At 40.7% G+C, this 13,388-nt stretch carries 13 protein-coding genes; all 13 read left to right on the top strand.

Annotated features, from left to right (window positions below; translation table 11 throughout):
• Window positions 1-56: 56 nt before the first annotated feature.
• Complete coding sequence (gene rbfA / locus SJY38_RS09325; RefSeq protein WP_004585886.1) at window positions 57-464, top strand: 30S ribosome-binding factor RbfA; 408 nt, start codon at window positions 57-59, stop codon at window positions 462-464.
• On the top strand, window positions 464-1,408 hold the full coding sequence (truB, locus tag SJY38_RS09320; RefSeq protein WP_377109653.1) for a tRNA pseudouridine(55) synthase TruB: 945 nt from the start codon (window positions 464-466) through the stop codon (window positions 1,406-1,408). The genes rbfA and truB overlap by 1 nt, the downstream gene beginning before the upstream one ends.
• Before the next feature lie 109 nt (window positions 1,409-1,517).
• The gene (rpsO, locus tag SJY38_RS09315; RefSeq protein WP_004585888.1) at window positions 1,518-1,787 is read left to right on the top strand and encodes a 30S ribosomal protein S15; all 270 of its coding nucleotides are present in this window, start codon (window positions 1,518-1,520) and stop codon (window positions 1,785-1,787) included.
• A 500-nt stretch (window positions 1,788-2,287) separates the two neighbouring features.
• Window positions 2,288-4,414 carry a polyribonucleotide nucleotidyltransferase gene (gene pnp / locus SJY38_RS09310; RefSeq protein ID WP_004585889.1) on the top strand — a complete coding sequence of 709 codons (2,127 nt, stop codon included), beginning with the start codon at window positions 2,288-2,290 and terminating at the stop codon, window positions 4,412-4,414.
• A 140-nt stretch (window positions 4,415-4,554) separates the two neighbouring features.
• Window positions 4,555-5,433, top strand: a complete 879-nt coding sequence (nlpI, locus tag SJY38_RS09305) for a lipoprotein NlpI (RefSeq protein ID WP_029773956.1) — start codon at window positions 4,555-4,557, stop codon at window positions 5,431-5,433.
• Complete coding sequence (locus SJY38_RS09300; RefSeq protein ID WP_377109652.1) at window positions 5,417-6,550, top strand: hypothetical protein; 1,134 nt, start codon at window positions 5,417-5,419, stop codon at window positions 6,548-6,550. The genes nlpI and SJY38_RS09300 overlap by 17 nt, the downstream gene beginning before the upstream one ends.
• Window positions 6,551-6,704: 154 nt before the next feature.
• A complete protein-coding gene (locus tag SJY38_RS09295) occupies window positions 6,705-9,497 on the top strand; it encodes a monovalent cation/H+ antiporter subunit A (protein ID WP_024033786.1) in 2,793 nt (930 codons plus the stop codon).
• Window positions 9,497-9,850 carry a Na+/H+ antiporter subunit C gene (locus tag SJY38_RS09290; RefSeq protein WP_377109651.1) on the top strand — a complete coding sequence of 118 codons (354 nt, stop codon included), beginning with the start codon at window positions 9,497-9,499 and terminating at the stop codon, window positions 9,848-9,850. The genes SJY38_RS09295 and SJY38_RS09290 overlap by 1 nt, the downstream gene beginning before the upstream one ends.
• Window positions 9,847-11,364, top strand: coding sequence for a monovalent cation/H+ antiporter subunit D (locus tag SJY38_RS09285; protein WP_377109650.1), 1,518 nt, complete (start codon window positions 9,847-9,849; stop codon window positions 11,362-11,364). The genes SJY38_RS09290 and SJY38_RS09285 overlap by 4 nt, the downstream gene beginning before the upstream one ends.
• Complete coding sequence (locus SJY38_RS09280; protein ID WP_029772199.1) at window positions 11,364-11,900, top strand: Na+/H+ antiporter subunit E; 537 nt, start codon at window positions 11,364-11,366, stop codon at window positions 11,898-11,900. Before SJY38_RS09285 ends, SJY38_RS09280 begins: the two co-directional genes overlap by 1 nt.
• Window positions 11,894-12,163: a K+/H+ antiporter subunit F gene (locus SJY38_RS09275; RefSeq protein ID WP_004585896.1), complete on the top strand. Its 270-nt coding sequence runs from the start codon at window positions 11,894-11,896 to the stop codon at window positions 12,161-12,163. Before SJY38_RS09280 ends, SJY38_RS09275 begins: the two co-directional genes overlap by 7 nt.
• Before the next feature lie 9 nt (window positions 12,164-12,172).
• The gene (locus tag SJY38_RS09270; RefSeq protein ID WP_004585897.1) at window positions 12,173-12,505 is read left to right on the top strand and encodes a Na+/H+ antiporter subunit G; all 333 of its coding nucleotides are present in this window, start codon (window positions 12,173-12,175) and stop codon (window positions 12,503-12,505) included.
• Between the two features lie 292 nt (window positions 12,506-12,797).
• Window positions 12,798-13,295: a DUF2059 domain-containing protein gene (locus tag SJY38_RS09265; protein WP_054982209.1), complete on the top strand. Its 498-nt coding sequence runs from the start codon at window positions 12,798-12,800 to the stop codon at window positions 13,293-13,295.
• Window positions 13,296-13,388: the final 93 nt, after the last annotated feature.

Below are 13,388 nucleotides of genomic sequence, written 5' to 3'. Positions count from 1 at the left end.
TTATTTAATTAACTTATTATTTTAATTCAGTAAGTTATGATTTTAGGAAAACAATCATGAGAGAATTTTCTCGCACTGATCGTGTTGCTCAGCAAATTCAAAAAGAAATTGCTGTAATTTTACAACGCGAAATTAAAGATCCGCGCTTAGGCATGGTGACAGTGTCTGCGGTAGAAGTATCGCGCGATTTATCTTACGCAAAAGTTTTTATTACGGTGTTTAATACCGAAGATGAAAACAAAGCAAAAGAAAGCGCAAAAATACTTAACGAAGCAACGGGCTATATCCGCTCGTTATTGGGTAAGCGTATTCGTGCTCGTATAATGCCTGAGCTTAAATTTGTAGTAGATAACTCACTAATGGAAGGGATGCGTATCTCTAACTTAGTGGACTCTGTTATTCGCGAAGATAACGCTAAACATGTTGATGATGAAACTGATAGCGAAGAAGGCACTAAAGACTAATGGCAAGACGCAGTAAAGGCCGTCCGATTGATGGTATTTTGTTGTTAAACAAACCTCAAGGCATTTCATCGAACAAAGCCCTACAGCAAGCTAAAGGTATTTATTTTGCCCAAAAAGCTGGCCATACCGGTGCGCTAGACCCACTGGCCACTGGCATGCTGCCTATTTGCTTTGGTGAAGCGACCAAGTTTACCCAATTTTTGCTCGATACAGATAAAACTTATGTGGTAAGAGCAAAGTTAGGTGAGCGCACAACTACCTCTGATTCAGATGGCGAAGTGGTTGAAACACGTGACGTAAACGTTACCACTGAACAGTTAGCTGCAGAAATTGAAAAGTTTTTAGGCGAGTCAGATCAGTATCCATCAATGTACTCAGCGCTTAAATATGAAGGTAAGCCTTTATATAAATACGCGCGTGAAGGCATTGAAGTACCGCGTAAATGCCGAAAAATAAACGTGTTTAGCTTAACGCTTGATGAGTTTGATGAAGCAAATAACGAAGTACAAATGACCGCCCATGTATCTAAAGGGACGTACATTCGTACCATTGTTGATGATTTAGGTGAAAACCTAGGCTGTGGCGCACATGTTATTATGCTGCATCGCTCAGCGGTTGGCCATTACCCTAAAGATAAAATGGTATCGCTTGAGCACCTTGAAACCTTATTAGCCAAGGCTAAAGAAGAAGAGGTTGCCCCTTCTACATACCTTGATGAATTACTATTGCCAATGGATAGTGCATTGGTTGATTTACCCGTTGTAGAAATTAGCAAAGAGCAGGGTGTTTCGTTTAGCCATGGACAAGCAGTCGTACTAGGCACTGATTTACCCGAAGGGGCAATTAAAGTTCTTGCTGATGGTGTATTTATTGGCACCGGTGAGCGCCACCCTGACGGGCATTTAAAATCAAAGCGCGGCTTGTCTAATCAGCAACCCGAGTAAACTTTAACTTGTAGTTATTCTCATAGTTGGTAGAATACGCCCGCTTAATCGTTTTGGCTGAATTAGTGATCGGCTAAAGCACCTATTAAATTTAACTTTTGGAGTTATTATGTCACTAAGCAATCAAGAAAAAATCGATATCATTGCTAAATTTGCACGTGCTGAAGGCGACACTGGTTCACCTGAAGTACAAGTAGCTTTACTTACTTTTGATATCAACAAGCTTCAAGGTCACTTTGCTGACCACAAGCATGACTTCCACTCACGTCGTGGTCTGCTTCGTAAAGTAAGTACTCGCCGTAAATTGCTTGATTACCTTAAAGGTAAAGATATCTCGCGTTATACTGCGTTAATCCAAGAGCTTGGCCTACGTCGCTAAGAACTTGATTACGAGAAAAGGAGCTTTATAGCTCCTTTTTTTGTGCCTAAATTTAACGCTTCACACTCCATCGTTAACTTAATCTCCCTTTAATATAAATAACACCAACCTTGTGCTAGCACTTAACAATTAAGGGTAGGCAACGCTTGCAACCACTGCGTTAAAAATATCTTTAAGAACAATTTAATAGCGAATTATTCACCTAGTTATCTAAAGGTTTTTAATAGCTAAAAATTACACGCTTAATTAAACGCTTTGCGATAAAACAATTAAAAAATAATGTGGCAAAAGCGATTACGTTTTATCTTTGGGTAGGCTCGCAATTTTACGTCGCTTTGGTATATACTATGCGCGTAGATAAATAGGTTATCTGCAGTCATTAAAAATTTTGCCAATTGTAGTACTTAATTGATTTCCAACTGAATACAATTATGTACTGTAATTGGCCCTTTTAATGACACTTATTAATGAAATATAAAAACATTTAAGGAATATTTTAAGTGCAAGCAATTATTAAAGAATTTCAACTAGGTCAACACACAGTTACCCTAGAAACAGGTGCAATCGCACGTCAAGCAGACGGCGCAGTATTAGCAAGCATCGGCGACACGTCAGTATTAGTTACTGTAGTTGGTAAGCGTGAAGCTCAACCTGGTCAAGACTTTTTCCCACTAACAGTTAACTACCAAGAGCGTATGTACGCTGCGGGTCGTATCCCGGGTGGTTTCTTAAAGCGTGAAGGTCGTCCTAACGATGGCGAAACACTTATTGCACGTCTTATTGACCGTCCAATTCGTCCACTTTTCCCAAATGGTTTCGTAAACGAAGTACAAGTTATTGCAACTGTTGTTTCTGTAAACCCTGAAATCCAACCAGATATGGTTGCGATGATTGGTACATCAGCAGCACTTGCTATCTCTGGTATCCCATTTAGCGGCCCAATTGGTGCATCACGCGTTGGTTACATCAACGGTGAGTACGTACTTAACCCAACACTAAAAGAGCTTGAAGAAAGCCAACTTGATTTAGTAGTTGCAGGTACTGATAACGCAGTACTAATGGTTGAATCAGAAGCTGACGTACTAGCTGAAGACGTAATGCTAGGCGCGGTTGTATACGGCCATGAGCAATCTCAAGCTATTATCAACGCAATCAACGAATTTAAAGCAGAAGCGGGCAAGCCTACATGGGATTGGTCTGCACCTGAGAAAAACGTATCGCTTGAAGAAAAAGTAGCTGAACTTGCAGCTGATAAAGTAGGTGAAGCTTACCGTATTACCGATAAAGTAGCGCGTAAAGAAGCATTAACTGCAGCAAAAGACGCTGTAATTGAAGCGCTTACAAGCGAGCTTGCTGAAGATGAAACACTTGATAAGCAAGAAGTAGGTAAAGTATTTGGTTCTTTAGAGAAGAAAATTGTACGTGGCCGCATCACTGCTGGTGAAAAACGTATCGATGGTCGCGAACCAGACATGATCCGTGCATTAGACGTAATGACAGGCGTATTACCACGTACTCACGGTTCTGCAATCTTTACTCGTGGTGAAACTCAAGCATTAGTTACAGCTACACTTGGTACAGAACGTGATTCACAGTTAATCGATGATTTAACGGGCACACACAAAAACCACTTTATGCTTAACTACAACTTCCCTCCATTCTGTGTAGGTGAAACTGGTTTTGTAGGTTCTCCTAAGCGTCGTGAAATTGGTCACGGTAACCTAGCTAAGCGTGGTATTTCTGCTGTAATGCCTACACTTACTGAGTTCCCTTACTCAATTCGTGTTGTATCTGAAATCACTGAATCTAACGGTTCGTCTTCAATGGCATCTGTTTGTGGTACGTCACTAGCTCTTATGAACGCGGGTGTACCAATTAAAGCGTCTGTTGCGGGTATCGCGATGGGTCTTGTGAAAGAAGATGAGAAGTTTGTTGTTCTTTCAGATATCTTAGGTGATGAAGATCACTTAGGTGACATGGACTTTAAAGTAGCAGGTACTACTAACGGTATCACTGCACTACAAATGGATATCAAGATTGAAGGTATCACACAAGAAATCATGCAAATTGCGCTTAAACAAGCAAAAGCTGCACGTTTACACATTTTAGGTGTGATGGATGAAGCGATTTCTGCTCCTTCTGAAGAATTATCAATGTTTGCTCCTCGCATCTACACTATGCAAATTCCTGCTAAGAAGATTGCTGAAGTAATTGGTAAAGGTGGCGCTACAATCCGTCAACTTACTGAAGAGACAGGCACAACAATTGAAATTGAAGACGACGGTACAATTAAGATTGCTGCAACAGACGGTGAAAGCGCGCAAAACGCAATTACACGTATTGAGCAATTAACAGCAGAACTAGAAGTAGGTACTATCTACACTGGTAAAGTTGTACGTATTGTTGACTTTGGTGCGTTTGTAAACATTCTTCCTGGTAAAGATGGCCTAGTGCATATTTCTCAAATCAGCACAGAGCGTGTTAACAACGTAACTGACCACTTAAGTGAAGGTCAAGAAGTTAAAGTTAAAGTACTAGAAGTAGACCGCCAAGGCCGTGTACGTCTAAGCATTAAAGAAGCAATGGAATCAGCAGCACCTGCAGCTGATGAGTCAAAAGACGCATAATTGCTAAACTTTAACCCGTTAATATACGCGGGATAATAAAAAAGGGGCTGTTTAGCCCCTTTTTTTATGCTTTAATGAAACCTTATTAGACAAGGTCTGTCTTATTTTTATTGCGATATATCTTGGTATTAAGGATTTTAATGATACTCAAACATTTAGCTTTGGCATCTTTTGCTATTTTGTCTTTAAGCGCTTGCCAAACCACGACTGAATCAAAACCTACGCCGATTGTTAATGTGCCTTTTACTGCACCCCTTGCATCTGACTTTAGAAGTGAAATTGCGATTGCACGTTACTCTGAGCTATTAAATAGAGCCGATTTAAGTACCGAGCAACAAGCTAAGCTTTATTATGACCGTGGAGTATTATTTGATAGCTTAGGAATGACCACGTTATCGCGCATTGATTTTAACCGCGCTATAAAACTAAAGCCTGATTTAGCTGAGGTGTATAACTTTTTAGGTATTCAGCACACTTTAATGCAGCAATACGAAAAAGCGTATGAGTTTTTTGACTCAGCCCTTGAGCTTAATGAAGAGCATGAATACGCTTATTTAAACCGTGGCATTGCACTGTATTATGGTGAAAGAGCAAATCTAGCGCAAAGTGACTTTGATGAGTTTTTAGCGCGTTCACCCAACGATCCTTACCGTGTTTTATGGCTTTACCTTGCACAGTCGCAAGAGGATAAACAACAAGCATTAGCGGCTCTTAAAACAAATGCTGCAGCCCTTGATGAATCGCAATGGGCGTATCAGTTAATTTCGCTTTATACCGGCGATATGAGTGAGCATACGTTTTTATCGGGTATTAGCGAGGGCGTTAAATCAGAGCAAGAATACGCACAGCGCTTATGCGAGGCGTACTTTTACTTAGCCAAAATGCACCAAGCAGCCGGTGAGCAGTTTTTAGCTGCTGATTACTTTAGGTTGGCATTATCCACTAATGTGCATGAGTTTATTGAATACAAATATGCACGTTTAGAGCTTGAGCTTATGGCTGGTGCAGACGCTAGTTAAATACCCGTGTTATCTAATTGGTTTGCTTTTTAGCCTGCTTATTGCAGGCTCTAGCAACCAGTTAAGCAGCATTAGCTTTTGGCATGTACTTCACGCTCAGGCTAATCCTCTGCAAAGTTATTGGCAATTTCCCCGTTACTTTTCAAATAATATAGCGCATCTTCCCGAGCTGACCTTAGGCTTTTTAGCGCGTAAAAATATCCCATCAGCCCAGTACAATTATTCTTTAACGCTTATCAATGCAAGCAAAAACGAGCAAGCAAAGTTATTTTGGCTACAAAGTATTGAGCATGTTGGGCATAACAAGCGCCAACAACTCGCGCATGCTCTTTTAAAGCAAGGGCGCTGGAATGACCTTCAACTATTGTTAGCTCAAAACTTACTGCCTAAAGGCGCAGCATTTAACCATTTAGCGCTGCACAAAGGGAGTGACTATGAGCAAGTTTCGCCTTCCTTTTTACATCAGCTTGGTTTTGCAGCGTTAAATACACGCCCGCCGATTAACAATAGCTGTAGTTACAATGTGCAGCTATTAGGTGTAAATAGAGAAGCCTTGTTTAAGTTATCAAGTTTTGCCGCGCAGTATAATAAAAAACCTGAGCCGCAAAGCGGGGCGTATTGCTTAAGTAAACCGGTTTACGCTGGGGGCGCAATTGACTGCGCTACCACCTCGGGCATGGCTAATTGCTTATGGCAAAACGCGCACTTAAAAGCGCAGTCTACTAACGGCTATGACTACACTGTAATTATGGGTACGAGCGGCAGCGCCAATGTAACAGGTAAAAAAATGCAGCTAAGTACCCAGGCAAACTATAATGTATTTTTGCATGAGCTAATGCACTTTAGTGGTTTTGAAGATGAATATACGCTGCCTATTTCTAAACAGCGCTGGTTGTGTAAACGCCAAGGATACGTAGCCCCAAATTTATATATTTCGCAAGGTGAGGCTGCGCCAAATGGATGGCACAAAAGCTTAAGTTGCCAGCAAGGCGGCGTGGCATATAAGCCAGCTAAGCAATGGTCAATTATGCAGTATCAACAACTAGGTTTATCAAAGCGGTACAGGGCTTTGTGGGTTGATCAAATCAATGCTGCTAAAACCGCTCAGCTTGATTAAATTTAAATCGATTAGGCTTGCTATCTATAGACAAAATGGCCGTTTATAAGTATAACTGTACGTATTAATGTCGTTTAAAAACAGACAGTAAAAGCATCTTTTCGTGATGTATAAAACGTAAGGATAAACTTATGATTATAAAAGGCCCTACATTATGACTTTGCTCTGGATACCTTTGTTATCCTTAATTGGCAGTGTTATTTCTTCATGCACCGGCAAACTATCCCGTACGCAAGCTGCAGCTGTCACTGTACTTGCCCCTTTAGCAGCATTAGGTATTACGCTATACCACACCCCCGCTATTTTAGCAGGTGAAACGATTCGTTATGCTGTAACGTGGATCCCCGCTGTTGGACTGGACTTATCATTTCGTCTTGATGGCTTGAGCTTACTGTTTATGTTTATGATTTTAGGCATAGGCATACTGGTAATTACCTACGCACGTTATTATCTGAGTAAAAACGACTCCTTAGCTAAGCTGTATAGTTACTTATTGCTGTTTATGACCGCAATGCTGGGCATTGTTATGTCTAACAATGTTATTCAGCTTTGGCTGTTTTGGGAATTGACCAGCATTAGCTCGTTTTTATTAATTAGCTATTGGTGGCATAAAACAGAAGCACGAAAGGGCGCTCGCATGGCGCTAGCTGTTACCGGTGCTGGTGGCTTAGCATTGCTGGCAGGTTTAATGTTAGTGGCCGATATAGTTGGCAGTTACGACCTAGATGTAATTTTAGCTAGCAAGGCAATTGTTCAATCACATGATTTATACGAAACAGCACTGGTATTAGTTTTGCTAGGTGCATTTACTAAATCGGCACAGTTTCCATTTCATTTTTGGCTACCTCACGCTATGGCAGCCCCAACCCCTGTTAGCGCGTATTTACACTCTGCGACTATGGTAAAAGCAGGTATATTTTTGTTAGCGCGTTTTCACCCAGTACTTTCAGGTACAGATACTTGGTTTTTACTGGTTGGTTTAACCGGTTTAACAACGCTTTTATTTGGCGCTTATATCGCCTTATTTAAACACGATTTAAAAGGCCTGTTAGCGTACTCAACCATTAGCCATTTAGGGTTAATTACCCTGTTATTGGGCCTAGATACTGAGCTCTCTACTGTGGCGGCAATATTCCATATTATTAATCATGCCACGTTTAAAGCCTCGCTATTTATGGCAGCAGGTATAATTGACCATGAAACCGGCACTCGTGATATGCGTAAGCTTAATGGTATGTGGCGGTATTTACCGTATACGGCCACACTTGCCATGGTTGCGGCTGCTTCAATGGCGGGTGTACCATTGCTTAATGGCTTTTTATCTAAAGAAATGTTTTTTGCCGAAACCTTACATCAGCAAGTGCTTGGCTCTATGTCGTGGTTAATCCCGGTGTTAGCCACTATTGCAGGGGCGTTATCGGTGGCTTATTCGTCGCGTTTTATTCACGATGTATTTTTTAATGGCGAACCAATTGATTTACCACGCCAGCCGCATGAGGCTCCGCGTTACATGCGACTCCCTATTGAAGTACTGGTTGTGCTGTGTGTGCTGGTTGGTTTGTTCCCGCATTTTTCAGTCGATGGCATTTTATCTGCTGCGTCTTTGGCTGTACTTGGCCAAAAGGTACCAGAGTACGAACTGGCTATATGGCATGGTTTTAACTTACCGCTATTAATGAGCGCCATGGCGGTAGTGGGTGGTTTGTTTATTTATATAAATCGTAAATACCTATTTCAATTTCAAGCATCATTACCGCCACTTAATGCTAAAAAAACCTTTGAGCTAATTGTGCTTAAGGTTATTAATTGGTGCCAAAGCAGGGTAAACACTATCGAAAACGGCTCATTACAACGCTACATTTTTGTAATGCTGGCGGTGGTATTGTTATGTGCCGGTTGGCCATTATTTGAAATGCAACAATTAGCGGGAAGTATGCCGCGTATTCCGGTTGATGTGCATAACGCAATAGGTGCAGGCCTACTGATTATAGGTGCTTTTGCTACCGTTATTTGGCATCGCTCACGCGTAGTTGCGTTACTAATGATTTCTATTGTAGGACTTATGGTGTCGGTGGCGTTTACGCGTTTTTCTGCGCCCGACTTAGCGCTTACGCAATTAACGGTAGAAGTAGCAACCGTTATTTTATTAATGTTGGCGTTGTTTTTCTTACCACAACATACGCCTAAAGAGTCTAGCTCGTTACGAGTACTCAGAGATTTAGGGATAGCCTCAACATTAGGTGTTGTGGTGGCAAGTATATGTTATGCATTACTTACACGCCCACTCGAGTCGATATCAGATTTTTTCATAGCCAATGCCAAAACAGGTGGTGGCGGTACCAATGTAGTAAACGTTATTTTGGTTGATTTTAGGGGCTTTGACACCCTAGGCGAAATAACCGTATTGGGTATTGCAGCGTTGGGTATATTTAAAGTGCTTTCTCGTATTCCATTGTTCATGCCAGCTAGTGATGGTGAAGGGCGCCCATGGGCACGCGAGCGCCACCCTATACTACTTGCCAGTATTTCGCATAGCTTATTACCGCTTGCATTATTAGTATCGGCTTATATTTTCTTACGTGGTCATAACTTACCTGGCGGTGGCTTTATTGCAGGGTTAGTAACATCAATTGCCTTTATTTTGCAGTACATGGCTCATGGCTCAGCTTGGATTAGCGAGCGCTTTGCAGTCAACTACCGGAAAATTATTGCATCAGGTATCGGTATTGCCTTGTTTACTGGAGTCGGTAGCTGGTTCTTTGAACGGCCGTTTTTAACTACGTGGTTTGATTATTTCGATATCCCATTTATTGGCAAAACAGAACTTGCAAGCGCAATTGTGTTTGATTTAGGCGTTTATTTAACAGTGGTTGGAGCCACGTTAATGATATTAGCAAGCCTTGGCAACATGACAGCAGATACCCAGAAAAAAGAGGTAAATATTTAATGGAGCTATTGTACGCATCTTGCGTTGGTGTATTAGTTAGTTGTGGTGTGTTTTTACTGCTAAGAGCCCGTACGTTTCCGGTAGTGCTTGGCCTTACTATGATTTCCTATGCCGTTAACTTATTTTTGTTTTCTGCGGGTCGCTTAACCATAAATAAAGCGGTTGTGCTTGGTACAGGTGCTGAATATGCCGACCCTTTACCTCAAGCACTAGTACTTACTGCAATAGTGATAGGGTTTGCAATGACTGCGTTTGTGGTTATTTTAGCTATACGTGGTAGAGCCGATTTAGGGAGCGATCATGTTGATGGGCAAATCATCAAAAGTGCAACCGATAGCAAGGAGCAAAAATGATTCAACATTTAACCTCTTTGCCTATTTTATTACCTATGTTGGCAGCGGTAATATTGCTTTTGCCACCCTGTGGTAAAAGTTTACGTATTCGCCGTATTGCCTCGTCAATCATGGCGGTGATCACATTTATTGTCAGTGCATTGCTGTTAATCCATGTATATAACAGTGGTATCAATGTATACGCTATTGGTGATTGGTCTGCTCCTTTTGGCATAGTGCTTGTTGCCGATATGCTTTCTACTTTATTGGTTGCACTTACATCCTTTTTAGGAATGGGAGTCATTTTATATGGCTGTGCCGGCGATGATGCAAAAGGAAACTTTTTTCATCCATTAGTTCATTTTTTAATATTAGGTGTTAATGGGGCATTTTTAACGGGTGACTTATTTAATGTATTTGTATTTTTTGAGGTGTTGTTGATTGCCTCATACTCACTACTTATGCATGCCGGAGATAAACAAAATACCCGTGCAGCGCTCCAATATGTAATATTAAATTTGGTTGGCTCGAGCGTATTTTTAATTGGTTTAGGTATTTTATACGGCGTACTGGGTACATTAAACATCGCTGATATGACGCAAAAAGTAGCCCTGTTGACTGGCGATGATGTCTATTTGGCGAAGGCCGGCGGATTACTGCTGTTAGTTGTATTTGCTTTAAAAGCCGCATTGCTCCCTTTGCACTTGTGGCTACCAAATACTTATGCCAGTGCAAAGCCTGTGGTTGCCGCTTTATTTGCTATTATGACCAAGGTGGGTGTATACGCCATGCTGCGCGTTTATACCGTTATTTTTGGTGAGCAAGCCGGTGAGCTTGAACATATGGCGCAATCGTGGTTATGGGGCTTAGCCATTGCGACTATAGTGGTTGGTGCAATTGGCGTAATGGCTGCGCAAGATTTACGTAAGTTAACGGCAAATTTAGTTGTTGTATCAGTGGGCACGTTAGTCGCTCTAATTGCACTGCAAAACGTAACTGCAACAGCTGCACTGCTTTATTATTTAGTACACTCCACATTAGTCAGCGCTGCACTATTTTTATTAGCTGATTTAATTGCCACACAAAGGGGCAAAGTAGGGGATAGACTGGTTGCCGGACGAGCCGTAAACCAACCTTACTTATTAGGAGCATGTTTTGTAATTGCTGCATTAACCGTAGTAGGTATGCCGCCGCTATCGGGGTTTGTTGGAAAAGTTTGGATCCTCAAAACAACCTTAAATAGCGAGCAAGCCTTACTATTTTGGCCTGTCTATTTAATTGCTAGTTTTGTTTTATTAGTTGCACTTTCTCGTGCTGGTACAAGTATGTTTTGGGAAAGAAAAGGCAATAAAACAGAAAGCGCCGAGGGCGAAAATGCTCACCCATTACAGGTGATGATAATTGTAGCGCTACTTGCGTGCTCACCTTTGTTAGTTATTTTTGGCGGACCTATAAGTGAATACATGGTTAGTGCTGCTACGCAATTGCATGACATAAATGGTGGCATTAATGCAGTTATGAAGGGAGGTGAGTAATGAGGTTACAGGCCCGTTATCGTTGGTTGCCAACGCCGTTTCGTAGTTTGTTTTTATTTTTAATTTGGTTGTTGCTTAATAATAGTGTATCCGCAGGGCATATAGTATTAGCTACGTTTTTTGCGATATTTATTCCGCTATTAAGTGTTTCATTACGTGATCCGCAACCTTTAATACTAAAACCAGGTTTGGCACTAAAACAATTGCTCATTGTACTTTACGATATAGTGGTTGCTAATTTACAGGTAGCCTTATTAATCATTGGTCCAGCTAAAAAGTTACGTCCTGCTTTTGTTAAAGTGCCTATAGATTTAATACACGATATGCCCATTACTATTCTTGCCAGTTGTGTATCTCTTACACCTGGTACAGTAAGTGCCGAGGTATATCCTATTCCTGAGTCACTAGATGAAGGCGAAAAGCCTAAACAGCGCTATTTACTTATACATGTGCTTGATTTAAAAGATGAAGAGGCACTTATTAAACAAATTAAACAGCGCTACGAAGCTCCCCTAAAGGAGATATTTCAATGTTAGATACTGTATTACTTATTGTATTTGCCATGATTGGTTTATCGTTACTGTTAAACCTATGGCGATTAATTATTGGCCCCTCAGTGCCTGATAGAGTTTTAGCCCTAGATACTATGTACATTAATGTTATCGCGTTAATTATTTTATACAGCATTAGTATGGGCACTGGTTTGTACTTTGAAGCCGCGTTATTAATCGCGATGCTTGGCTTTATAAGTACTGTTGCAGTATGTAAGTATTTACTACGCGGCGACTTAATTGAATAGGATATTAAAATGATAAGCGAGTGGGTTGTATCAATATTACTACTTTTTGGTGGGCTATTTATTTTAATAGGGTCGCTGGGCTTAATTAAATTACCTGATTTTTACATGCGCTTACACGGCCCAACTAAAGCAACAACATTGGGTATGGCCAGCATATTAATTGCTGCAATGGTGTTTTTTGCAACGTCGGTGCACACCATAAGCGTAAAAGAGATTTTAATTACCGTGTTTTTATTAATCACTGCCCCTATTAGTGGGTATATGTTAATAAAATCAGCGATTCATCATAAGCTTAAAGCAAAAGAAGGCACAAAAGGGCTCGATAACGTAGAAGACGATTAGCCCCTGTGCACTGATAAAAAGGCCAAATAAACATGTTTTATTTGGCCTTTTTAGTATGGGTTTAAACATTTACAAACTATTTTATACCCGTTCGCATAATTAAGTAATTTATTCTGAAGCTGGTAAAACGTGTTGATAATTTAGTAAAAAAATTAGCTATTTAGTTGTTCTGAATGAGCATTTTTTAACGTAAGTAGCGACCCGTTTAGCCCCGCAAAATGAGTAAGTATTATTGCGGATTGGTATTAATCATGTGAGTATGGTCTAACTTTTTATATTTAAGGATATGACAATGGCTAAGGCACTATTACTTTCGTTACTTATATTTTCTGGCAGCGTATTAGCTGACGAGGCAACTAAGCAGCAAAAAATAGATGAGCTGATAAACGTGATGAACATGGATGCTATGGTTGATTCTATGTACGGGCAAGTTGAAGGCATGATGAAAAACATGTCTGCACAAATGGGTGTTAAGCCCTCTGAGCAAGCTATTTTTGATAAATACTATGCAGATATGACCAACGTACTTAAAACCGAAATGAGCTGGAAAAAAATGCAGCCGATGATGGTTAACGTTTACGACAAACATTTTAACGAGCAAGAAATTGCCGACATGCTGGCGTTTTATAAAACTGAAACAGGGCAAAAAATTCTCCAAAAAATGCCAGTAGTAATGCAAGAGTCTATGCAAATGTCGCAAAGCCTAGTGCAAGATGCAATGCCAAAAATTCAGCAAATAGCCGGTGAGCTAAGTGAAGAGCTAAAAGCCTCTCGCCAACAAGAAAATTAATCTCTCTGCCTCTTTTTAAGCGCGCTCATTAGCGCGCTTTTATTTTATCAGCTCCAGTAAATTTAAATTATGCTTTAATGCTCCCCTCTATTG

Origin of the sequence: Pseudoalteromonas sp. R86517 (genome assembly GCF_042466295.1) — a bacterium.
Lineage (GTDB): Bacteria > Pseudomonadota > Gammaproteobacteria > Enterobacterales > Alteromonadaceae > Pseudoalteromonas > Pseudoalteromonas atlantica.
The sequence above is the reverse complement of the archived record's forward strand: the minus strand, read 5'-3'. Positions and strand labels throughout refer to the sequence as shown.